The organism is Bacillus sp. A1 (genome assembly GCF_042296235.1).
Lineage (GTDB): Bacteria > Bacillota > Bacilli > Bacillales > Bacillaceae > Bacillus > Bacillus velezensis.
On record NZ_CP141181.1, the window covers coordinates 3,964,627 to 3,988,579 of the forward strand.

A 23,953-nucleotide genomic window follows, 5' to 3' on the forward strand; every position below is an offset into this window, starting at 1 on the left:
AGAAGGCCCTTTCTGATAAGAGAAAGAGCCGCGCGCCATATCAGGCATTTTTCTTTAAAGGTTCTTTCGGTACCGGTTGGGGCAGCGGTGTTTTCCGCGCCTCCCGAAAGGTGACAAATTGCTTTTCGTCCTCATCCCACAGACGGAATTTCATGGATTCAAGACTTGTTTTAAGCGTAATGGTCGGTACGTTTTTTAAAGGCTCGTGCCCCTCATGAGCGGCTTCCAGCTTGTAGTTCGGCACTTTCGGGCTTAAGTGGTGGACATGATGGTAGCCGATATTGCCCGTCAGCCATTGCAAAAGCTTCGGAAGCTTGTAAAAGGAGCTTCCTTCTACCGCGGCCTGCACATAATCCCAATGCTCATCGGCTTCAAAATAAGAATCCTCAAACGTGTGCTGAACATAAAAGAGCCAGACGCCGATTGACCCCGAAATAAGGAAAATCGGACCCTGAACAAGCAAAAAGTTTTCCCAGCCGACAAGCAGGCACGTCGCAGCAGCCAATAAAACAATCGCCGCGTTCGTGAAATAGGTGTTCCAGCGTTCCTTGCGGCGGGCGCCTTTTACATTGAAACGGTTTTTAATCAGAAATACGTAAATCGGGCCGAGAATAAACATAATAAACGGATTGCGATAAAGTCTGTAGCGTATTTTTGTCCAAGCTGACGCTTCGTTGTATTCCTTGACGGTCATCATCCAAATATCGCCGGTGCCCCGTTTATCTAAGTTGCTGCTCGTCGCATGATGAATGGAGTGGCTGCGCTGCCATTGAAGGAACGGAAACAGTGTCAGCACACCTGAAATAAACCCGAACAGCCGGTTCAGCTTCTTTTGTTTGAAAAAGGATTGATGGCAGCAGTCGTGGAAAATAATAAAGATTCTTGTCAAAAATCCCGCTGCTATAACAGTAAAGGCGAGGGTCAGAAGATAGGAGACATCGAGGCTGAAGTAAGCAAGAAACCAAAGGGCAAAAAACGGCACAAACGTGTTGAAAAGCTGAATGACACTATGCTTTGTATCGGCGCCGGAAAATGCGGCAACCTGCTTTTTTAAAGACGCTTGTTTTTGAGTTGCGGCGTGATTGATCATGAATGTCATGTCCCTTCTTTTTCATTATGATCCCAAGTATAACGGGGCGCCAGACGCTTTTGTAGTAGCAGCCATCATGCCCCGAATATGACATTTGTCATGTTTGGCGGCAAAATGCTGATCAGGCGTCATATGAAGGTTTCTTTTTTATAAGGGATAACGCCGGACACTTCATAGCGGCACTTCTCAAAGAAAACAGCAAAAAAGAACCCGGCCTGTTTTCGGCTGAGTTCTTTTTCATCATCCTCACAGCAAAATCACCCGATACTTCTTCACATCCAAAAACTGCAGAAACTCCCGGGCCAGCATGTCCGGCGCGTGGTCTTTTCCTTCATGAAGACGATATTGAATCAAGCCGACGAGCATGGACGCGACATAGTATGCATAGAGCTTTTTCCCCGCCTGAATGTGCAGAAGCTGATGAAGATAAAACGATTGCAGCGCTCTGAACATTTCCGGGATGACGTCAGGCACTCCCGAACCCTCTCTCAGAAAATGGACGAGCGGCAGGCCGTCCGACAGTGCCGAAAAGAGACGGACGAGCGCGGCTTCCGCTTCTTCCATGGAGCAATCGGCAGGCTCTCCTTTTACCGTCAATAATCCGATCAGATCCCGGCATGATTGATGGATGATCGTTTTCAGCAATGCTTCTTTGTTGGCGTAATGGTCATAAAAAGTGGCACGGCGGAGGTTGCTTTGACGGGCAATATCGGAAATCGTGATTGCCGCGTACTCTTTTTTTTCCGCCATTAAGCCGATCATGGCTTCTTGCAAGGCCTGCCTCGTCCGGGTCACCCTGCGGTCGGCGGGCTTTTTTTCTTCTTGTTCCGGCACCCGGCGGCCGAACAGCCAGTAAAACCGTTTTTGAGAAATTAAATCCCACACCTGTCCGCTGATCGCTTCCGGGGATGCTCCGGGCTCCTCATTCAGCCAGTACAACACAATGGCATATGTGTATAACGCGCGGTAATGAATGTACATATCCTGTTCAGTCGGTGAGAAATCCGCATTGACCGGTGACAGCAGCACATCATGCCGGAACACATCTTTTAAAAAAGCATGAAAGTGAAAATACGGCATTTTATGACGGTCCATCATCGTTTGAAAAAACTCCCGATGCCGGTCAACAAAAGACAGGGTCGGATGCACTTTTTGCCATCCGCCATGTAAATGAAGCACATCTTTATTCTTCAGCGAATCATAAAGCGCTTCGCTCAGCCCGTCTTTCATTTCTTCCTCTATATCCTCTAAAATCGCATATTTATCTTCGTAATAAAGGTACAGTGTCCCCCGGCTCACATGCGCCCGTTCGGCGATGTCCTTCATGGTCACACGGCGGATATCCCGCTCTCCAAGCATGGCCAAAAGCGCTTGTTTGATGTCAGTTGTCACAGAATCCGGCATAAGAGACACTCCTTTCATTAGACAGATCACCGCAATTTGTACGGTAACGTATAGATGTGTTTACGCTGTCTTTGCCCCAAAAACACATCACATTATAATAGGCCCTGAAGAAACAAAAAAGCAACCAGAGGAGGAAGACCGATGGATCAGCATATAAAAGCAGACATCAAACGCGTCTTTGAGCTTCAGAAAAAAAATCAAAAAACGCTGCGTGCTTCAACAGCCGGGCAGCGCAGAGAAAAGCTTCAGCGCTTTTTAGATGCCGTCACCGCACATGAAGAAGAAATCATCGAGGCGATCAGACGGGACGTCCGCAAGCCTTATCATGAGGTGAAAAGAGCGGAAACGCAGGGAACGATCAAGGCGATTAAAGATAATATGAACAATCTCGACACCTGGATGGCGCCGAAACGCGTCGGCTCATCCGTCAGCCCCGACGCTGACGGCGTATTAATGTACGAGCCAAAAGGCGTCACCTTAATTCTCGGCCCATGGAATTATCCGTTTATGCTGACGATGGCTCCGCTTGCGGCTGCCATTGCGGCCGGCAACAGCGCGATTGTGAAGCTGTCCGATTTTACGATGGAGACGAGCCATATCGCCGCGACAGTTATTCGCGAGGCATTTCAAGAAGAAGAAGTCGCCATTTTTGAAGGTGAGGTCGATGTCGCCACAGAACTGCTCGACCAGCCGTTTGACCACATTTTCTTCACCGGAAGCACGAATGTCGGTAAAATCGTCATGACGGCAGCGGCGAAGCACTTGTCGTCCGTCACGCTTGAGCTTGGCGGAAAGAGTCCGACGATCATCGACAGCGGCTATGATTTGATGGACGCGGCGAAAAAAATCGCCGTCGGCAAATTTGTCAATGCGGGGCAAACATGTATCGCACCTGACTATCTCCTTATGAAGAAAGAAGTGCAGAGCACCTTTACAGATCTCCTGCAAACCATTGTCAATGCAGGTTTTATGGAGGATGATCATACGGTTGACCGCAACAAGTTCACGCAAATTGTCAACGACCGCAACTTTAACCGTGTCAAAGCCCTGTATGATGATGCCATTGAAAAAGGGGCGAAAACGGCGTTCGGCGGCGTATTCGATGCGCATGACCGCACGATTTCTCCGACCGTGCTGACAAACGTCACGCCTGATATGAAGATCATGCAGGAAGAAATCTTCGCACCGATTCTGCCGATTATGAATTACGAAGATATCAGTGAAGCCGTTGATTACATCACTGAACGGGACAAGCCGCTTGCCTTGTATGTATTCAGCCATAATCAGGAGCTGATCGATTATGTTCTGCAGCATACGACGTCCGGCAATGCTTCTGTCAATGATGTCGTCGTTCATTTCACTGACGTCAACCTTCCGTTCGGCGGTGTCAATACGAGCGGGATCGGTTCATATCACGGTGTGTACGGCTTTAAAGAATTCTCTCATGAAAAAGGCGTATTTATTCAAGCCTCTAAATAAAAAAAGAATCCGCGCAGACGACGCGGATTCTTTTTTATTATTTTTTTGCTCCGAATGCGAGCAGTTTCGTATAAGTGCCGACATAGAGCGTGCCGTCTTCAGCCAGAACCGGGGAGGAAATGACATTGCTGTCTGTTTGATAGCGCCATTTTTCATTACCGTCAGCGTCAACCGCATAGACGTTTTTATCGTCAGAGCCGAAGTACACATTGCCGTCCGCATCAATCAGCGGCGCCGTTCTTACAGGCCCGTCCGTATAGAAAGACCAGTTCATATTGCCGGTTTTGCTGATGGAAAACAGCTCGCCGCTTCCGGAACCGATATACACATTGCCGTTATGGTCGATCGCTAATGAAGAGCTGGAGAAACCGTTTAACGGGAACGTCCACTTTACAGCACCTGTTGATGTATAGGCGTATAAGTTGCCGTCCTGGTTTCCGGCGTAAACGGTGCCGTCTCTATCAATAACCGGATAGCCTTTAAACCCGTTGGACGTCGTTTTTGACCATTTCACTTGGCCCGTTCCGGAATTGATCGCGTAAAAGATATTATTGTACGTTGCCGTATACAGCGTGCCGTTTGACGCTAACACGGGAGCGGAGCCGACCACGCCGTTTGTTTTAAACTTCCACTTTTGCGTCCATGTCGAAGGCGACGTCGGTTTAATCGCATAGATATAGTTATCCAGCGTCGACACATACAGCGTGCCGTCAGAGCCGATAGCCGCATCGGAACTAGGCGCTCCGCTCAGCGGAACCGATGTTAAAATGTTTCCGGTTTCTTTGTCGATGAAATATAGTTTTTTATCGTGAGAAGGAAGATAAATGACACCGTTTGTTCCGAGCACCGGAGTCAGCGTATAGGTCGTCCCGAGGTTTTCCGTCACCCATTTCACAGTACCGTCCGGATGATACGCCGTCAGCTTCCCGTCTTTTGATTGAATAAATACGGTGCCGTCCCCGTCAACCGCGGCTCCCGCACCGTTTTGAGGATTGGCCGGAACATTCTTTTCCCATTTTAATGCGCCATCGGCAGTGCTTGTAAACCGGCTTTCTCTTGACCAGTTGAACATCGTCGGAGACATCGCCTGCGCGTCATACCGTCCCGCCAAGAAACCGGATGCCGCATGATTTTGTTTAAATACCGTTTCCGCAGCTTGAGCAGCCGCCGGATGCAGCCATTTTGCCCCCGGCAGATCAGAAACCGCTCCCACAGATAAAGCCGCAGCAACCGCAGCGCCGGCCGCCAATGTTTTCATTCGCAATGAAGCTGTCTTTTTTTTCAATGTCAGTTCCTCCCGTTTCTATTAAAAGCTGCTATATCACTTTGATCATACCATAATTAACCTATGAAATATTTGTATTTTCGGCAGATTTATAGAACAAATGTCACATAGCCTGCTGATGCTTCGGGGATGATCGAAACGCGGCAATATACCACACCACATTGACGATAAAAGCCGCGCCTGACCAAACGAGAAGGCCGTAATAAAGAGACAGCTCCTGCCCTAAGGAAATTGCGGTCAATAACGTCACCAACAAGACAGCCGCGCAAATGATAAGCCCGATTCCGCAAAAAACGGCCATGATGATTTTCATGACACGAATACCGAGAATATACATAATGAGCGGGACCGCATATATAACAAGGATCTGGCCGACGGCGGCCCACATGCCCGCGGAATTAAAACGATTCGCGTTCGGCCCCGTTTCCGCAAGCGGAGAAAGCGAGACGAGGACCGGCAATAAACAAAACAGCAGAGCGGAAAGCAAGGTCACCGCAACCGTACCTTTTTTCTTTTGATTCATGTGAATATCCTCCTGACAATAACCCGGCTTTTTTACCGGTAATCTGATAATATGTTATATTTTAGCACGATTTTTACTTAATTTGAGAATGTTTTGTCAAAAACGAATTTACAAATCCAGAAAAATAGATATAATAAACGTTATGGAACCGATATTGATTCATAAAGCGTTATCTAACAAAACACGAAGTGATATTATGACGTGGCTTAAACACCCGGAGGACCATTTTGATGAAAAACCTTACCTTGAGCAGGGACTCAGTTTCCGCACCGGAATTTGCGTCGGTGATATTCAGGCAAAGTCGGGGCTTGCGCAGTCCGTCATCTCCAGCTACCTGCTGACCATGCAAAAAGCCGGCCTGCTGGAATCCGAACGAATCGGAAAATGGACCTATTACAGAAGGAATGAAAAACAAATTAAAGCCTTTGCTGACTATGTTCAGCACCAGCTATAACCATGAAAGGAGGTTTTTTTTGTTCTAACATATCTATTTTTCTGTATATGTAGTTATAAAAGGAGGCATACATAACAATGAAAAAAAGCAGCTCCATCTTCATTCTGTTTTTGGCATTAGGGGTTTTCGGAATTATCACGACTGAAATGGGCATTATCGGCGTTCTTCCGCAAGTGGCGGACAGATTTCATATTTCTGCTTCAAAAGCGGGGTGGCTTGTCAGTATTTTCGCGTTCATCGTCGCTGTGTCGGGACCGTTTTTAACCTTGCTTGCTTCAGGTATAAACCGGAAATACATTCTGCTTTTGGCGGTGCTGATGTTTGCCGTTTCAAATGCGGTCTACGCGTATACGGCGCATTTCAGTGTCATGCTGGCGTTTCGGATCATTCCGGCTTTATGCCACCCGGTGTTCTTTTCTGTAGCGCTTGCGGCCGCGGCCCGGCTTGTCCCCGCCGGCCAATCCGGAAAAGCCGTAACGAAAGTCTTTTCAGGCATCACCGCCGGCTTTGCGTTCGGCGTGCCTTTCACGTCTTATCTGGCGGATCGTCTCTCCCTTGAATCAGCATTCCTATTCGGCGCTATCATCAGTCTCATCGCATTCACGGGCATTCTTCTCTTTTTGCCATCCATGCCGGTCACAGAAAACATGTCTTTCAGAAGCCAGCTCGGCATCCTTCGCAAGCCGGTCTTGTGGCTTAATATCGCTGCCGTCACCTGTCTCTTTGCGGCCATGTTTTCTGTCTACAGCTATTTTGCGGAGTACCTCGGACGGGTGTCCCATATGAACGGCACATGGGTCAGCTTCATGCTGATGAGCTTCGGAGTGATTATGATAGCCGGGAATTTCGTCTTCGGCGCTTTGTTATATAAAAATATGAAAAAGACCGTCATCCTGTTTCCGCTTCTTTATACAGCCGCCTACTTGCTCATATACGGGTTTGGGACGTCTTTCGCGCCGATGGCCGTCCTCGTCTTCGTATGGGGCGCCGTTCATTCCGGCGGGCTCATTGTCAGCCAGACATGGCTTACTGCGGAAGCAAAGGAGGCCCCCGAATTCGGCAACAGCCTGTTTGTCTCTTTTTCCAACCTCGGCATCACCATCGGAACGGCGGCGGGCGGCTGGTTTATTTCCCATTTGGGAATCCATCAGCTGATGTGGTGCGGCATCATGTTTGCCCTTCTGGCTTTCGGGCTGATCATGGGACGCTTGGCATGGGGAAAGAGGCTGCTCGCAGAAGCTTAAGCTCCGTTGCAAAATCCGGAATGATTACGTATAATATTCCAGATTAAAGAAAGGGAGAGAAAAAGATACATGGAAAGACCGGCAGGATTTTGGATTCGGTTTCTGGCTTACGTCATTGATCAAATCATCATAGGAATTCCGATTTTTATCATTCAATTTATGGTCTCTTTTTTATTTGCGGCAGGCGTTGCGGCGGCTGACCCCTTCATGACCGAAAATCAGTTTAACATCTCTTTTCTGGTGTTCGGCGTCATCCCGATTCTTGTGAGCTCTTTTGTGATCAGTATCTTATATTTCAGCCTGCTCACGGCCTCAAAGATGCAGGGGACACTGGGAAAAGCATTGCTAGGCCTTAAGGTCGTCAATGAAGATGGCGGACGCATTTCCATCGGCCAGGCCTTCGGACGCGCTTTCGCATATATCATATCTAAGCTCATTCTTTATATCGGATTCATCATGGGTGCCTTCGGAGAGAAAAAAACGCTGCACGACATCATGTGCAGCACCCGTGTTGTCTATAAATAATGACCTCAAGTCCGGGCCTTTTGAGCCCGGGCTTTTTTATGACGGCTGTGCCCGCCTGATGTCAATGCCGCCCTTTCCGTCAGCCTCAATGCGGATCGTCCCGTTCACAACGACAGACAGCGGATGAAACTCCGCATGCTGATCAGAAAAAATCCAGCGGCGCCCGTTCGGCCCTAAAAGCAAAAACGCCCCATCATTGTAATCACCCATAAAATGAAACCCGTTTTCACTAAGAGGCGCATGCTTTCTCACCGGAATGCCGAAACGCTGCAGCTCCTTCCCGGTCGATACCACCTCGGCAGCCGTCAGATTCACCTCGCCGATATTCAGGACGGACTCAATCGAAAAACGTTCCGCGCTTGCCGGCGATGTGTCTCTCGCGATGAATTCCGCCAGATTGTTGGACGGATCTTTAAAATAAAAGGAACGCGCCTGAATATGGGAGAAATACACCTCATCCTCCCCATCTTCCGTTTGAAAAACGACTTTATCCTTTATCCACGCCTTCGCCTCATCAAAACGATTATTCGGAATGTTAAACGCAAAATGATACGTCGGTTGAGAGTGAGAATCGGCGCGCCTGAATTCCAACTCACTTTCTCCCGCCTTGATGGTAAACGAATCACCGGACTCATCAATTAAAGGAAAACCTAACACCCGTCCATAGAAGTGTTTCGTCTCCTCCAACGCACAACTGTACAAAGTAATGTTATTTATTTGCATGATCATACCCCCTTTGGTTTATACTGCCATATAGAGGGGTTAATTCCCACTGTTTCGATTCACCAATTGAGAATCCCCCTCTCGCCCGGCGCTACACATGACAAACAGCGCCAAACCGCTTATACCAGGCGTTTTTTAACGTCTGAAGCAAAAAAAAGCAGAAAATAATACCCCATATAGCTTGACAAAAAATAAATGTTATTTAATAATCTATATATAATTAGAATTATTATTGAAAGATAAAGTGAATGCTTTGTCTTTTTAATATATTTCAAATCACATTTCAGGAGGAAGATATTATGTCTTTAATCGGAAAAGAAGTACTGCCATTCGAAGCAAAAGCTTTCAAAAACGGTGAATTCATCGATGTAACAAACGAAGATTTGAAAGGTCAATGGAGCGTTTTCTGCTTCTACCCAGCGGATTTCTCTTTCGTTTGCCCGACTGAACTTGAAGATCTTCAAGGACAATACGCTGCACTGAAAGAATTAGGTGTTGAAGTATACTCTGTTTCTACAGATACTCACTTCGTACACAAAGGCTGGCATGACAGCTCTGAAAAAATCGGCAAAATCACTTACGCAATGATCGGTGACCCATCTCAAACGATCTCCCGCAACTTCGACGTTCTTGACGAAGAAACTGGTCTTGCTGACCGCGGAACATTCATCATCGATCCTGATGGCGTGATCCAAACAGTTGAAATCAATGCAGGCGGTATCGGCCGTGACGCAAGCAACCTTGTAAACAAAGTAAAAGCAGCTCAATACGTTCGTCAAAACCCAGGTGAAGTCTGCCCGGCTAAATGGGAAGAAGGCGGCGAAACACTTACACCTAGCCTTGATTTGGTAGGTAAAATCTAAGGAGTGCATTCCATTGGTACTTGATGCAAATATCAAAGCACAATTAAATCAATACATGCAGCTAATTGAGAACGACATTGTTCTCAAAGTAAGCGCCGGTGACGATGACACTTCTAAGGACATGCTGGCTCTTGTTGACGAGCTGGCTTCCATGTCATCTAAAATTTCAGTTGAAAAAACTGAATTAAACAGAACACCGAGCTTCAGCGTTAATCGTACCGGAGAAGACACAGGCGTTACATTCGCCGGTGTTCCTCTCGGCCACGAATTTACATCTTTAGTGCTGGCATTGCTTCAAGTCAGCGGCAGAGCGCCTAAGGCTGATCAAAAGGTCATTGACCAGATTAAGAACATCAGCGGAGAATACCGCTTCGAGTCTTATATCAGCCTGACGTGCCACAACTGCCCTGATGTCGTCCAAGCATTAAACATGATGAGCGTGCTCAACCCGAATATCACACATACAATGATTGACGGCGCGGCATTCAAAGAAGAAGTAGAAAGCAAAAACATTATGGCTGTTCCGACTGTTTTCTTAAACGGTGAATCTTTCGGAAGCGGCCGTATGACCATCGAAGAGATTCTCGCGAAAATGGGCAGCGGCGCAGATGCGTCTGAGTTTGCCGACAAAGAGCCGTTTGACGTTCTTGTTGTCGGCGGCGGACCTGCCGGCGCAAGCGCGGCGATCTACACGGCGCGTAAAGGCATCCGCACCGGTGTCGTCGCTGAACGCTTCGGCGGCCAGGTACTCGACACCATGAGCATCGAAAACTTCATCAGCGTCAAAGCGACTGAAGGACCGAAGCTCGCTGCAAGCCTTGAAGAGCACGTGAAAGATTATGATATTGACGTCATGAACCTTCAGCGCGCGAAACGCCTTGAGAAAAAAGACCTCTTCGAACTTGAACTTGAAAACGGCGCTGTACTGAAAAGTAAAACAGTGATCCTTTCAACAGGTGCCCGCTGGCGCAATGTCAACGTACCTGGTGAGCAAGAGTTCAAAAACAAAGGTGTTGCATACTGCCCGCACTGTGACGGACCATTGTTTGAAGGCAAAGACGTAGCGGTTATCGGCGGCGGAAACTCCGGAATCGAAGCGGCGATTGACCTTGCAGGTATCGTCAATCACGTGACTGTGCTGGAATTCGCGCCTGAACTGAAAGCAGACGAAGTCCTGCAAAAACGTCTTTACAGCCTGCCAAACGTCACTGTGCACAAAAATGCACAAACGAAAGAAATCACTGGCGATCAAAACGTAAACGGCATTACGTTCGTTGACCGTGAAACAGGCGAAGAAAAACACGTTGAACTTCAAGGTGTATTCGTCCAAATCGGTCTCGTGCCTAATACAGAATGGTTAGACGAAACTGTCGAACGCAACCGCATCGGCGAAATCATCGTCGATAAGAGCGGCGCGACAAGCGTTCCCGGCCTATTTGCCGCAGGGGACTGCACAGACGGCCCGTACAACCAAATCATTATCTCCATGGGATCAGGTGCAACTGCCGCTTTAGGCGCATTTGATTATTTGATCCGAAATTAATGTGAAAGCCGCCATTCATATGGCGGCTTTTTTAAATATGAATTAAGAAGGCAGTATCTCCTCTAAACAATCCTCCCTGATTTTATAAGATTTTGGCCTTCTGCTTACCAGCTCAACAAATCCTTGCTGTTCTAAATAATCCATTACTCTGTTAATTTTATGTCTCGATTTATTTGAGAGCTCCATTAAGTCTTGCACCGACAGCGTAACCTGATCATTTACAAATACATTAATCGTGATAATGATATTAAAAATATCACGTTCATCTTTATAATCAGCCCATTGATCGCTATCAATATAGTTCCTAATTCGTTTCAGTTTCATTAAATTAAATTCAAGATCCTCAATAATCCCTTTTTGTCCTGACAGAAGCAATTCCAGCATATCCATTAAATAAAAAGTCAGCTCTCCCCGGTTTAAAGGTGCGGGAATTTCCTCTAATGCCTTATAATACTTATCTTTGTTCTTATTAACTGCGTAAGAAAAAGTGATGGCTGAATATTTTTCTAAGTATCGGGACAAATAACTCCCAACGATAAGGCGTCCTGTTCTTCCATTGCCGTCATAAAAAGGGTGAATGTATTCATAGTAGTAATGAGCTGTCATGTAACGATACAGCTGGGGATGTGTTTCATCATGAAGATAAGCAATTAAAGCCTCAAGCGCTTCTGTTATCTTCTGTTCAGAATTAACGCCGATATGGGTGGTCATGTTCCCATCGTTCACTTCAACATAGCCTTTTCTGAATAGCTCACCATCCGGCGCATCTTCTGCTCCGATTTCATCTGCGACCAGCTCGTCATATAATTCCCTAAAGTCATGAATGCTTGTAAACGACGGAATTCGGTCTATAAATTGATATGTTTTCATCAATCCGACAAACCGCTTATGTGAGGGCTCGGATTGTTCTAACGCTTTAAGAGCCTCTTTCAATTCTTTTTTTGTACTGCGGATTCCTTCAATTTCATTATTACTCTGTGCTTCATTAATAATTAATTTATCAAAATAAGGTTTGACGGCAAATTCGGGGAGCTGACTGATAAGGGATGAAATTTTGGAACTGTTTAACAACACTTCATTATTCAGCTTCATGAGTTTATGTGTATTCACATAGAATAACTCAAATGAATCGCCCGTGGGTCGGCCTTTTCGGAACCCCCGTATGTTTAATGATGTTGAATAACTGCCATAGCTGCTTGTTCTCTTTTTACATTCTTTCTCATATGAATCAGCATCCATTTTATAAAAAAGCTTAGATAACTTCTCATACTTCATATTACCACCTCGCTTAATTTAAAATTATACACTTTTTTAAAATTATACAATCATTATAGCCTGATTTCTAACAAATATTCCCGCTTTCCAATCAAAACAAAAAACGGCGTACTGCATGGCAGTACACCGTCTGAAGCAATTCAATCTGTCTTTCTCCCTCTCGCCCGATAGATAAGAAATAATCCAATAAACCACAGCGGCGTCAGCAGCAAAGCCGGGCGCGTTGCATCCGCAAACAGCATAATCACCAGAATAACGGCAAACAGCGCCAGCACGGCGTAATTGATAAACGGCGCAAACGGCGCCTTGAAAGACGAGCTTGCATGTAAGTCCGGACGGGTTTTCCTGTATCTGATATGACAGACAAGAATCACGCCCCACACCCAAATGAAACAAATCGCGCTGATGGTTGTCACGATGCCAAAGGCCGCTTCCGGTATCAATTTGCTTAAAAGAGCGCCGGCTGACAGCACAATAACCGATATCCATAATGCGCGGCTCGGCACATGATTTTTATTCAGCTTCGCAAAACTTGCAGGCGCCTGTTTCGTTTTGCTTAAGTTATACAAAATCCGGCTTGTTGAAAACATCCCGCTGTTACAAGCAGAAGCGGCAGACGTTAATACGACAAAATTAATGATTCCCGCGGCTAACGGGATACCGACCAGACTGAAGGTCTTCACAAAAGGACTTTCCGCCGCATTCAACTGCATCCACGGGTTAATACATAAAAGAATGAGCAATGCCCCGACGTAGAAAAATAAAATCCGCAATGGAATTTTATTGATAGCGGACGGAATATTTTTTTTCGGATTTGACGTTTCCGCCGCCGACACACCCACTAATTCCACACCGACATAGGCGAAGATCACCATCTGGAACGAAAGCAAAAAGCCTGAAAATCCGTTCGGAAACAAGCCGCCGTGCTCCCACAGATTCGCCGCTGAAACCGTTCCGGTATGCGTTTTGAACCCAATCACCAGCAGAACTACACCGATGACAATTAACGCGAGAATCGTGACTACCTTAATTAAGGCGAACCAAAACTCCAATTCTCCAAAAATCTTAACCGTTAACAAATTAAGCCCTAATAAAATGAGCAAACAGATAAGTGCAGGAACCCACTGCGGAATATCAAACCAATATTTCACATACACACCGACGGCGATCACATCCGCCATAGCCGTCATAATCCAGCAAAACCAATAGGTCCAGCCGGTGACAAACGCTGCACGCGGCCCTAAATACGCTTCGGCAATATCCGTTAATGATTGGTAGCCCGCTTTAGATAACAGCAGTTCTCCCAGCGCCCGCATGACGAAAAAAAGCGCAATACCTACAATAAAATACGCAAAGATGATAGAAGGACCCGCCAGCTGAATCGCCTTACCGGACCCTAAAAACAATCCGGTGCCGATCGTGCCGCCAATGGCGATCAGCTGCACGTGCCGATTCGATAAGTCCCTCTTTAGCTCTCGCTGCTCCACATCTGACTCCTCCTTACCTCTCTAGTGAACGACGAGCAAAAAAAGCCAATAAAAAAAGAGATTGGATGCCCTCCAATCTCATGGTCATAAGAATATCAAATTATATTTGCGCCGCTGACAATCAACAGCATGACAAATACATATTCGGTACTCTTCTGTCCTTTTGCCTGAGATTGTGAACCCTTCGGCGCCGCGGAAAACCCGCGGTCTCTCCAGAAGCCGCTCCTGCTGTAGTGCGACCCACAGCAATCATAGCCTGCTACGTATTGAGTTTCTGATAGAAATACCTATCAGCTAACTTTTTATTCTAATGGAAGTTGAATTCATTGTCAATAGGGGGATGAGCTCACGGCGTTATCCCGGTCCAATTTTCGATGCCTGAAGCGCCGTATTTTCCGTTTTCATTGTCTCAAAAAGGTGTTATGCGGTACTATCATATAAGGTCTAATAATGTAAACATTATGTCATACTTTAAATTCACCTTATCATACAATTGCTCGTAAATAAAAAGGGGATGGACGAGATTGGAAACGAAATATTTAGATCTGCTCGCACAAAAATACGATTGTGAAGAAAAAGTGGTCACGGAAATCATTAATCTGAAAGCGATACTGAACCTGCCGAAAGGAACCGAGCATTTCGTCAGTGATCTGCACGGGGAGTATCAGGCATTCCAGCACGTGCTGCGGAACGGTTCAGGAAGGGTAAAAGAGAAGATCCGCGATATTTTCAGCGGTGTCATTTACGATAGAGAAATTGATGAGCTGGCGGCTTTGGTCTATTATCCTGAGGACAAACTGAAACTGATCAAACATGACTTTGATACGAAAGAGGCATTAAACGAGTGGTATAAAGAAACGATTCATCGGATGATTAAGCTCGTTTCTTATTGTTCTTCCAAGTACACCCGCTCCAAATTGCGCAAAGCACTGCCCGCCCAATTTGCTTATATTTCCGAAGAGCTGCTGTACAAAACAGAACAAGCCGCCAACAAGGAACAATACTATTCCGAAATCATAGAACAGATCATTGCGCTCGGCCAGGCCGATAAGCTGATCACCGGCCTTGCCTACAGCACGCAGCGATTGGTGGTCGACCATCTGCATGTTGTCGGCGATATTTATGACCGCGGACCGCAGCCGGATAAAATCATGGAAGAACTGATCAACTATCATTCAGTGGATATTCAATGGGGGAATCATGATGTTCTCTGGATAGGCGCTTATTCCGGCTCAAAAGTATGCCTGGCAAACATTATCCGCATCTGTGCCCGCTATGACAATCTGGATATTATTGAAGACGTTTACGGCATCAATCTGAGACCGCTATTGAACCTTGCCGAAAAATATTACGATGATAACCCGTCTTTCAGCCCGAAAGCGGACGAAAACAGACCGGAAGATGAGATTAAACAAATCACAAAAATTCATCAGGCGATCGCGATGATCCAATTCAAGCTTGAGAGCCCGATTATTAAGAGACGGCCGAACTTTAATATGGAGGAACGGCTGTTACTGGAAAAGATCGATTATGACCGCAATGAAATCACGCTGAACGGAAAAACATATCAACTGGAAAACACCTGCTTTGCGACGGTGAATCCTAAACAGCCTGACGAGCTGTTAGAAGAAGAAGCGGAAGTCATGGACAAGCTGCTGTTCTCTGTTCAGAACTCCGAAAAGCTGGGCCGCCATATGAATTTTATGATGAAAAAAGGCAGCCTTTATTTAAAATATAACGGCAACCTGCTGATTCACGGCTGTATTCCCGTCGATGAAAACGGCAGCATGGAAACGATGATGATAGAGGATAAAGCTTATGCGGGCCGTGAGCTGCTCGATGTATTTGAACGGTTCTTACGGGAAGCCTTCGCCCATCCGGAAGAAACCGATGATCTGGCGACAGATATGACGTGGTACTTATGGACAGGCGAATACTCTTCCCTCTTCGGAAAACGCGCCATGACAACCTTTGAGCGATACTTCATTAAAGAGAAGGAAACGCATAAAGAAAAGAAAAATCCGTATTACTATTTGCGTGAAGACGAAGCAGCCTGCCGAAACATCCTGAAGGAATTCGGCCTCAACCCGGATCACGGCCATATCATCAACGGCCATACACCGGTAAAAGAAATCGAAGGCGAAGATCCGATCAAGGCAAACGGAAAAATGATCGTCATCGACGGCGGCTTCTCCAAAGCCTACCAATCCACAACAGGCATCGCCGGCTACACACTCTTATACAACTCTTACGGCATGCAGCTCGTCGCCCATAAACACTTTAACTCCAAGGCCGAAGTGCTGAGCACCGGAACCGACGTCTTAACAGTGAAACGATTAGTCGACAAAGAGCTGGAGCGGAAGAAAGTAAAAGAAACAAACGTCGGTGAAGAATTGATGAAAGAAGTGGCGATTTTGGAGAAGCTGCGGGAGTATCGGTATATGAAGTGAAGAATATGGAGTTCAGAGATGATTCTCTGGGCTCTTTTTTTTACGACGGACTAATGAGTCCCTTTCCCTGTATGTAAAACGGATTTAACCGCTTCATCAATCTCCCTATAACCCGTACATCTGCAAATATTGGACTCCAGCCAATTTTTAATCGTGTCATCACTTGCATTCGGCTCAGTATTCACTAAAGCATGACAATTCATGAGAAAACCCGGTGTGCAATAACCGCATTGAAACGCGAATTTTTCAATAAAGGCCTTTTGAATCGGCGTATTGATCAGTCCTTCAATTGTCGTAATGTCCTTTCCTTCCCCTTCTGCCGCAAGCATTAAGCAAGATTTCATCGGCACCCCGTCCGTTAATACCGTACAGGCGCCGCAATCCCCATTTAAGCAGCCCGGCTTTGCACCAGTTAATCCGAGACGAAGGCGAAGAGCAAATAACAAAGTATCAGCCGGTCTGACCGTAATCTGTCTTTCCTCGCCATTTACTTTCAACGTAATAGGATCAGACATTTGGACCTCCTTCTAATTCCCGTAAGGCATCTAAAATTGTATGTTGCAAGACAAATATTCGGTATTCACTTGAGCCTTCTGCATCATCAAGAACAGGTTTGGGTACATATTGTAAAGACCTGCGTACTCTTTCTTCTGCTGATCGGCTTTTATCGTTAAGCACAGCCTCCATTTCAGCAGAACGAAACGGAAATGGACATACGCCGCTGAAGGCCATTCTGATCTCATCATCTTTTTTCAGCGCACAGACTGTCACCAATGGATACCCGACATTCCACTGCTGTCTTCTTTTGATACTGACAAATGGCAGGTTAACGTACGCTCGATCGACAACGACATGAAATAAAAAATCACCTTTTTGCAATTGTATTTCCTTGTTAAATACTTTATTTATGGGACGGTAATGAATCCCCGCTCTCCCTGCAATCCCTATCAAACTATCAGAAATCAGCAACGGCAGCACGGCCTCACGGTAATAGATGCCCCCGCAAATGTTTCCGCCCAGGCTGATCTTATTTCGAGTCGTCCGATCAGCTATTTCACTGACTGTTTTACTTAATAGCGGAAATGGATTTTCTTCCTCCAGTTTCGTTAATGACACGCCTGCTCCGATCACCAGATCATTTTCATAAAAGCGGATGGTTTGAAATCCCGGAAGCGCGTTCATATCTATCACCGCATCCGTATAGATGATATTCAGCCTTCCTAACGTGATAATTTCCGTGCCGCCGGAATAATACATTGGTGTTTTCTTTTCGGCCGCAAGCGAGTGAAACAGGCGGGTTGTTTCTTGAATGGTCTTCGGTTTAAAATAGTCAAAATCAAACGGTATCATCTTTCCACCCCTCTTGCGTCCTCCATAATTGTTCGGGAATGAGAGGAAGTTGATTCAATTGGACACCTAAAGCGGCGGACAGGCAATTTCCCAATGCTGCCGGCATCCCCAACAGTCCGTGTTCCCCGCCGCCGCGCGCCCCATAAGGCGCAATCACATGCGGGGTTTCAACAAATTCAATGATATATTCAGGCTGCTCTCCATAGTGAAGGGGGCGGTATGTTCTAAGCTGAGGATTTAATACTCTTCCATATGAATCAAATACAAAGGTCTCTCTTCCTCCAAATGCAATTCCCATACTCATCGCCCCCATCACTTGGCCCCTTGCCGCTTTTTCATTCAGTACAGTTCCCATATCCACAACAGAATAGGCTTTAGTAATTCTGTACGTATAATCCCGTTTATCCAACTCAACTTCAATTCCCTGAGCACCGACAGCCCATTCGGGTCCCGGCTTTCCTCTTCCCGTTTCCCGGTCTAAATTCGTCATCCGGGTTAATGTGTAATTGCCGCTCGCAATGATTTGGCCGCCAATGGTATTTCCATTTGGAAACGTATATCCGTAAGCAATGTCTTTTATTTCAACATGTACAGAAGGATGATCTATAAAATAAACCTTTCCGTCGGCAACTTCCAATTCCTCGACAGGAACCCGCAACACACATGATGCCACGTCCTTAAGCTTTCGAATGGCTTCCTCCGCTGCATTCAGTACGGCTCTTCCGGCCATTAACGTCCCTCTGCTCCCCACGGTTTTCCAATGCTCGGGTGTTGTTTGTGTATCTATAAGCATTTTTACATGAATTTTGCTTATATCCATTTTCATTCGTTCCGCCAGGATTTGGGCTAGCACTGTTTTTGTCCCTGTTCCAATTTCCACTACCCCTGACATCAAATTAATGCTTCCATCGGGATTAAAGGTTAAAAGAACCCCGGACGTTGCATTTGTATCAAATGTTGAGGTTTTCCAAATGCAGCTGATTCCCTTCGCCCGTATCTTCCGGCCATCGATTTCAATTCGCTGTCCCTCGTCCCAATTCATTAATTCCTTCAATCTTTCAATGCATTTCGGCACATTTCCGACCGTGCTTGAATTGAGAAGAACTTGAGTAGGTGTAGTGTCACCGGGACGAATGGCATTTTTATAGCGGAGTTCTAACGGGTCCATGTTCAGCTTTTCCGCCAATACATCCATCGTCCGCTCAAAGGCAAATAACACTTCAGCATGGCTGTAGCCCCTGAATGCACTTGGATATGGATGATTCGTATACATACAATATGAATCACACCGTATATGATCGATCGCGTACGGACCCGTACAATCAACCACCGCAGCCCGGCTGATGTCCACTCCTTTATCAGAATACGCTCCGCCATCAAATAAAAGCTGAATATCCGCCGCCTTTAAGATTCCATCCTTTGTGGCCCCTAATTTGACAATGGCATCCAACCCGATATGAACGGGAGATGTGATCAGATCCTCTTCTCTCGTATTAAACAATTTGACGGGCCGGCCTCCAACCGCTTTTGATGCCAAATAGGCAATCACCTCTAACTGAACGGCTGCTTTTCCCCCGTACGCTCCTCCTACTAAAGGCGTTTTGACGATCACCTTTCCGGGTTCGATTCCAAAATACCACTGCATTAATTTTTTAATGGCAAAAGGAGCTTGAGAGGATGTGGTAATGATAATCTCCTCATCCGCCCGAATTTCAACAATCGAGCATCTTGTTTCCATCGCAGCGTGATCAGAAGGGTTAAAGGAAATCTGGAATTCTGCTGTCACATCACTTTCCCTAAACCCGTCTTCAATATTTCCTTTTCTAACCTTATCCACGTTTGCGATATTGGTCTTCGGAACCGGGAATACACCTTTTGTCTTCTCATAGCGGTCCGCATGTTCATGGACGAGCGGCGCATCCTTTTGAAAGGCCTCACGGGGGGAATTGACGACGGGAAGAGGTTTATAGGATACTTTGATGGCATCCGCTGCCTTTTTAGCTGTAATCGGATTTTCCGCTACAACAACAGCAACCGGCTCACCATGGTATCTGACCCTTTTATAAGCAATCGGCGATCTGTCTTTAATTTCTTCACCTGCAAGCGGAAAAGGTTCATCACCCAATATCGCTCTCACGCCGGGAATCTTCCAAGCCTCTGAAAAGTCCATAGACACAATATCGGCATGAGCATATGGACTGACCAGCATTTTTGCGTGTAATGTGCCTGTTTCTTGAAAATCATCCGTATATTTCGCTTTACCCGTCACTTTTTCAAGGGCCTCTTTTCGAATGACACTCTTCCCGATATACTCCAACTCATTCACTCCCCGAATTTATTCAGCAGCAGCGTATAATCTTCAACTGTATCGACGTCATAAAAAAGCAAAGGGTCTTGAAAGCTGATCATTTTTCCCGTATTGATCATACTTTCACGGATCACATGCCGGGCGCCCTGATCTCCCTTTAACTGATGCAATACCGGAAAACATTGATTTGAGAATAAAATGGGGGGCATAGGAAGATGATGATTTTCAGCGGCGATAAATAAATAGCGGCGCTCCTTTTGATAGGAATCAATTAACGTATTGATAATATCTGAGGTGACAAACGGCTGATCTGCAAGGAGAATGATAACGGCGTCAGCCTCATACTCTGCCGCTTTTTGTAAACCGCATTGTATAGAATGGCCTTGGCCCTTATCCGCTTGCTCACATTCTGCCTGACTCCACTTATTTGATAAAGGATTTAAAAAGAAAACATCCGAAAGCCAATGCAGTGGATCTCCCTTTCCCGTTATAACGAAAATATGATCTAATTCAGATAACAAGGCATTTTTAAGAGCCATACTTCCAAGGGAAACTCCATTGAGAAACAAACTTCGCTTATCCGTCCCCATGCGTCTGCTTGTACCGGCTGCCAGGTAAATGGCTGCTGTTTTCATAAGCGAGACCTTTGCTTTCGCATTTCTTTAATCATCTCGCCAACAATACTTACAGCAATCTCTTCAGGGCCCTGTGCCCCGATGGGAAGTCCGATAGGGGAATGAATATCCTCCGGAATCTCAGCTCCGCCTAATAGCCGCTCGGTGCGCCTTCTAGGGCCTAATACACCTTTATAAAACACATTCTCATTTTTTAATGTATGTAAAATGATCTGATCTTTTTGAAAGCTGTGCGTCATAATGACAACAAAATCCCTTTTTGTCATGCTCAGGCCTTCCATGACTTCTTCCGGCGCTCCCGTTATCAAATGGCCGGCTTCAGGAAAATGGCCGTGATGACATAAAGCGGGACGCCAGTCAATCACCGTCACATGAAAGCCAGTGCCAGCTGCCAACGAAACTAACGGCTTCGCATCTTCCCCTGCTCCGAATACATATAAACAAGGTTTTGGCACCATCTGATGGATAAAAAATAAATCAGAGGTATGTTCATCCCTCTTGATTCCCTTTTCCGTCTGTCTCAGTTTTTGAATACGGCCTTGTTCCATAACATCCCCGGTTCCAAACACTTCGCCATCTTCCACTATGTACAGATCTTCCTTTGGCTCTAACGTTTTAGTGAATCGTTTCATTCGGGTCACAGACTTTTTTTCATCTAAGCATGTCTTGACTGTCATCAGATTTCGTTCCAATTCCCCTTTTACAGGCTCAAGTAAAACCGTCAAAACACCATTACAGCCAACGCCCTGTCCCCAGGATAAATCGTCTTCCGCGCTCATATCAAAGCGGACAATCAACGGCTCTCCTGCAGCCCAGACCTGTTCTGACCGTTCAACGAGGTCTTCTTCCAGACAGCCGGCGGATAACATTCCAACTCTTGTTTTATCCCCTAAAATCAGCATGGAGGCCCCTTCTTTCTTATAAGCGGACCCCTCTGTTTTAATAATGGTAGCCAGTACCTTAGCTTTTTTAGAAGTGGCGATGACATCCAAAATCCGGTGTATATCATCCATTTCATGTCCCCCGTTTTACCTGATCATATCTGCATCTGTAAATCCATATTCTTTTTTTCCAGAAAACATTACAAACGCTTCAGCAATTTTTTCGTTTCTAAAAAAAAAGAGTCTTTATAGACCTTATGACCGGGCGGCGGGTGCGACAGCATGTCGGAGCGGAGAGATTCCAACAACATGATCTGTTCCTTCTGTTTCCAATTGTCTGTTTCACCCTGCTGTATGCCTTTAAAACCCGCAAAGTATTCACTTAACACTTGTAAATCATTCCCCAGCTCCCTTTTGTCACTTGAAGATAAAGCTCCTTCTTTTTCCCAATCTTTTAACGTTTTCACTATATTTGATAGATACTCAAATCCGGCGTTCAACTTTTGCATCTCTATTTGATAGCTTGAAATGATGTTTTTATGTTTTTTTCTGACGGGGTTGAATTTTAAGCTGTCAGAGGCTGTTTGCAGCATCTCTTTTGCCGTATGCAGCTCCTGCAGAAGATGGTTCATTCTATACGCCATGAGGTTTCCTTTTCCTTGTCCCCACTCTGATTGCACCCATTTGGAAAGGTCTGAAAGTGTGCCGGAAAGCTGACGAGCCAATGTTTGAAAAGAGTCCGCTGCCTTTTTTGTGTAGTCCGGCGGAAAAAGGAACATGTGAACCAGTATGGCAATGATGACGCCGATCACCGTATCGATGATTCGGTCGAATGCATAATCTTTAGCGTTTCGTTCAAACGTAAAGACCAACAAAATGGTGAGCGCTACCTGATGTAGAACCGTTACATCTATTCGTAACCACTTCGCAATGTAAGTACCGCCTAATAGGAACAGCCCCAGCATCCAGCCATTCATTGGCAAGTGACTGACAAGATAGGACGTTAGCATGATCCCAATCGCAGTTCCCGCAATACGATGAAAAGAAAAGCGAATTGACTGATCTATCGTTGGCTGCAAACATAAGATAACAGAAAGAGGCGCTAAATAGGGGTGATCAGAGCCAACTAGTTTTGCCGCTTCCCACGAAACAGCAGAGGCAATCGCCATCTTCCAAACCAAAGATGTTTTGTTTTGAATTTTTTCACTTTTCATCATACGCCCCCTCCTTTCAGAAACCTTTTCCACTAGGTTTCCGTGACGCAAAGGGATTTATACTGTCGTAGGGAAAAAGCGAAAGAAGCTGTTGTTCAGAGGGGGATTCTTGAATGACAGCTTCTTTTTGGGGTTAGGTAAAATTGTAAAGTGATACATTATTGAGGACTCGTTGCAGTAAAGGCGCTTTAAGAAACGTGAGGTGAAGTTTTGGCTAGCGGAGAAATGTAGTCAATTAAAAGAAAGCAAAGGAGAAAATCCGATCAAGGCAAACGGAAAAATGATCGTCATTGACGGCGGCTTCTCCAAAGCCTGTCAATCCACAACAAGCATCGCCCGCTTCAGGCTGATATACAACTCCTACGGCATGCAGTTCGTCTCCTATAAACACTTTGACTCCAAGGCCGAAGTGCTGAGCACCAGGCTCCCACGTCTTAATGGTGAAACGATTAGTGGACAAAGAGCTTGAGCGGAAGAAAGTGAAGGAAAGGAAACGAATGTGGGAGAGGAATTGCTGCAGGAAGTTGCGGTTTTGGAGAATTTGCGGGAACACCGGTATATGAAGTGAGGAATATTTGGGGTTCAGAGAAGATGATATGCTCCCCTCAAGATAGACAGATGAAATAAAAATAACTGTTTGGCTTGGTTTTTTCATGGCTGGAAAATGGGACTCAAAAGAAGACAAAACTAAACACATTCAGAAAGTGAACTGTGGCGCTTGAATGAAAGAGTTGAGAAAACATATGGCACTCATACCGAAACAATTCGTGAATGGAAGCCATTGCACGACTTAGCCGGAGCCTGCGATGAGAGCCAGGAACTTTTTAAACACTATTAGTAATACTCTCCACAACTGAAACAACTCCTTGCAATGACTTCTTATCCGTAACTACTCCCCAAGAGAAATTATGATAAAATATAAATTTCCAATTAATCTACTATGGATTAGATGGACGAGATTAATAATGATCATAAAGCGTTTAAAGATTTCAGGAGCAGAAGGAATCGTTAACCAAATGGGAGAACGGAATGAGATTATGAAGAATTGCCTGACTCATAGAAAGGATTCCACGAGATCGAGGGACATTCATCAAATCCCATATTATCAGATGGATCAATGGCAAAGAACAAACAAGAAGTACAAAAATAGACGTAGAGCTGACACATGAAAAAAGCAAGACCAAGAAACGTATTCTTGATCTTATAGTATTTAAAGGAAT

General features: G+C 45.7%; 20 protein-coding genes, 1 pseudogene and 1 riboswitch. Of the genes and pseudogenes, 8 read left to right on the top strand and 13 right to left on the bottom strand.

All coding sequences use genetic code 11. The features are described 5' to 3' along the window. Positions 1-40 precede the first annotated feature (40 nt). Positions 41-1,090 (bottom strand): fatty acid desaturase, encoded by a 1,050-nt coding sequence (locus tag U2H13_RS19535; RefSeq protein ID WP_061862603.1) that lies wholly within the window; start codon positions 1,088-1,090, stop codon positions 41-43. 246 nt (positions 1,091-1,336) lie between these two features. Beyond that, positions 1,337-2,494: a TetR/AcrR family transcriptional regulator gene (locus U2H13_RS19540; protein ID WP_071182090.1), complete on the bottom strand. Its 1,158-nt coding sequence runs from the start codon at positions 2,492-2,494 to the stop codon at positions 1,337-1,339. A 141-nt stretch (positions 2,495-2,635) separates the two neighbouring features. Here U2H13_RS19540 and U2H13_RS19545 point away from each other — a divergent pair, with 141 nt between their 5' ends. After that, positions 2,636-3,973: an aldehyde dehydrogenase family protein gene (locus U2H13_RS19545; RefSeq protein ID WP_014419305.1), complete on the top strand. Its 1,338-nt coding sequence runs from the start codon at positions 2,636-2,638 to the stop codon at positions 3,971-3,973. A 37-nt stretch (positions 3,974-4,010) separates the two neighbouring features. Here the strand turns inward: U2H13_RS19545 and U2H13_RS19550 are convergent, their stop codons facing one another. Together U2H13_RS19550 and U2H13_RS19555 are read right to left on the bottom strand one after the other, a co-directional pair. After that, the gene (locus tag U2H13_RS19550; protein WP_089072494.1) at positions 4,011-5,231 is read right to left on the bottom strand and encodes a PQQ-binding-like beta-propeller repeat protein; all 1,221 of its coding nucleotides are present in this window, start codon (positions 5,229-5,231) and stop codon (positions 4,011-4,013) included. A 130-nt stretch (positions 5,232-5,361) separates the two neighbouring features. Further along, the gene (locus U2H13_RS19555; protein WP_088056360.1) at positions 5,362-5,781 is read right to left on the bottom strand and encodes a DUF5391 family protein; all 420 of its coding nucleotides are present in this window, start codon (positions 5,779-5,781) and stop codon (positions 5,362-5,364) included. Between the two features lie 142 nt (positions 5,782-5,923). Here U2H13_RS19555 and U2H13_RS19560 point away from each other — a divergent pair, with 142 nt between their 5' ends. The 3 genes from U2H13_RS19560 to U2H13_RS19570 all read left to right on the top strand — a co-directional run bounded on the left by U2H13_RS19560 (position 5,924) and on the right by U2H13_RS19570 (position 8,004). After that, entirely contained in the window at positions 5,924-6,235 is a 312-nt protein-coding gene (locus tag U2H13_RS19560; RefSeq protein WP_014471266.1) for a helix-turn-helix transcriptional regulator, read from the top strand. Between the two features lie 77 nt (positions 6,236-6,312). Continuing rightward, on the top strand, positions 6,313-7,479 hold the full coding sequence (locus U2H13_RS19565) for an MFS transporter (protein ID WP_029972996.1): 1,167 nt from the start codon (positions 6,313-6,315) through the stop codon (positions 7,477-7,479). A 69-nt stretch (positions 7,480-7,548) separates the two neighbouring features. After that, on the top strand, positions 7,549-8,004 hold the full coding sequence (locus tag U2H13_RS19570; RefSeq protein WP_004393190.1) for an RDD family protein: 456 nt from the start codon (positions 7,549-7,551) through the stop codon (positions 8,002-8,004). 36 nt (positions 8,005-8,040) lie between these two features. Here U2H13_RS19570 and U2H13_RS19575 read toward each other — a convergent pair whose 3' ends face one another. Next, positions 8,041-8,727 carry a VOC family protein gene (locus tag U2H13_RS19575; RefSeq protein ID WP_191389375.1) on the bottom strand — a complete coding sequence of 229 codons (687 nt, stop codon included), beginning with the start codon at positions 8,725-8,727 and terminating at the stop codon, positions 8,041-8,043. A 299-nt stretch (positions 8,728-9,026) separates the two neighbouring features. Between U2H13_RS19575 and ahpC the strand changes: the two genes are divergently transcribed. Both ahpC and ahpF read left to right on the top strand, forming a co-directional pair. Further along, positions 9,027-9,590 (top strand): alkyl hydroperoxide reductase subunit C, encoded by a 564-nt coding sequence (gene ahpC, locus U2H13_RS19580; RefSeq protein ID WP_004393188.1) that lies wholly within the window; start codon positions 9,027-9,029, stop codon positions 9,588-9,590. A gap of 13 nt (positions 9,591-9,603) precedes the next feature. Then, positions 9,604-11,133: an alkyl hydroperoxide reductase subunit F gene (ahpF, locus tag U2H13_RS19585; protein WP_007614902.1), complete on the top strand. Its 1,530-nt coding sequence runs from the start codon at positions 9,604-9,606 to the stop codon at positions 11,131-11,133. Positions 11,134-11,175: 42 nt separating this feature from the next. On the opposite strand, the gene U2H13_RS19590 is transcribed toward ahpF, so the two are convergent. Then, entirely contained in the window at positions 11,176-12,408 is a 1,233-nt protein-coding gene (locus U2H13_RS19590) for a Fic family protein (RefSeq protein WP_065180360.1), read from the bottom strand. A 140-nt stretch (positions 12,409-12,548) separates the two neighbouring features. Beyond that, the gene (locus U2H13_RS19595; protein WP_063636563.1) at positions 12,549-13,895 is read right to left on the bottom strand and encodes an amino acid permease; all 1,347 of its coding nucleotides are present in this window, start codon (positions 13,893-13,895) and stop codon (positions 12,549-12,551) included. A 145-nt stretch (positions 13,896-14,040) separates the two neighbouring features. Beyond that, positions 14,041-14,121: riboswitch (glycine riboswitch) on the bottom strand. Between the two features lie 298 nt (positions 14,122-14,419). Between U2H13_RS19595 and fbp the strand changes: the two genes are divergently transcribed. Further along, the gene (gene fbp / locus U2H13_RS19600) at positions 14,420-16,345 is read left to right on the top strand and encodes a fructose-1,6-bisphosphatase (protein WP_285001736.1); all 1,926 of its coding nucleotides are present in this window, start codon (positions 14,420-14,422) and stop codon (positions 16,343-16,345) included. A 50-nt stretch (positions 16,346-16,395) separates the two neighbouring features. On the opposite strand, the gene U2H13_RS19605 is transcribed toward fbp, so the two are convergent. The 6 genes from U2H13_RS19605 to U2H13_RS19630 form a co-directional block, all read right to left on the bottom strand. Continuing rightward, positions 16,396-16,860, bottom strand: coding sequence for a (2Fe-2S)-binding protein (locus U2H13_RS19605; RefSeq protein ID WP_376700601.1), 465 nt, complete (start codon positions 16,858-16,860; stop codon positions 16,396-16,398). Further along, positions 16,853-17,695 carry a xanthine dehydrogenase family protein subunit M gene (locus U2H13_RS19610; RefSeq protein WP_014419316.1) on the bottom strand — a complete coding sequence of 281 codons (843 nt, stop codon included), beginning with the start codon at positions 17,693-17,695 and terminating at the stop codon, positions 16,853-16,855. The genes U2H13_RS19605 and U2H13_RS19610 overlap by 8 nt, the downstream gene beginning before the upstream one ends. Further along, entirely contained in the window at positions 17,682-20,012 is a 2,331-nt protein-coding gene (locus U2H13_RS19615) for a xanthine dehydrogenase family protein molybdopterin-binding subunit (RefSeq protein WP_121984297.1), read from the bottom strand. Before U2H13_RS19615 ends, U2H13_RS19610 begins: the two co-directional genes overlap by 14 nt. 5 nt (positions 20,013-20,017) lie before the next feature. Next, positions 20,018-20,638 carry an NTP transferase domain-containing protein gene (locus U2H13_RS19620; protein WP_121984298.1) on the bottom strand — a complete coding sequence of 207 codons (621 nt, stop codon included), beginning with the start codon at positions 20,636-20,638 and terminating at the stop codon, positions 20,018-20,020. Continuing rightward, complete coding sequence (locus U2H13_RS19625) at positions 20,635-21,651, bottom strand: XdhC family protein (RefSeq protein ID WP_121984299.1); 1,017 nt, start codon at positions 21,649-21,651, stop codon at positions 20,635-20,637. The genes U2H13_RS19620 and U2H13_RS19625 overlap by 4 nt, the downstream gene beginning before the upstream one ends. Before the next feature lie 68 nt (positions 21,652-21,719). Continuing rightward, a complete protein-coding gene (locus tag U2H13_RS19630) occupies positions 21,720-22,736 on the bottom strand; it encodes an aromatic acid exporter family protein (RefSeq protein WP_376700602.1) in 1,017 nt (338 codons plus the stop codon). Positions 22,737-22,968: 232 nt separating this feature from the next. On the opposite strand from U2H13_RS19630, the pseudogene U2H13_RS19635 reads away from it, so the two are divergent. Next, positions 22,969-23,301 (top strand): annotated as a pseudogene (locus U2H13_RS19635) (fructose-bisphosphatase class III); the annotation flags it as partial. Between the last annotated feature and the right edge of the window lie 652 nt (positions 23,302-23,953).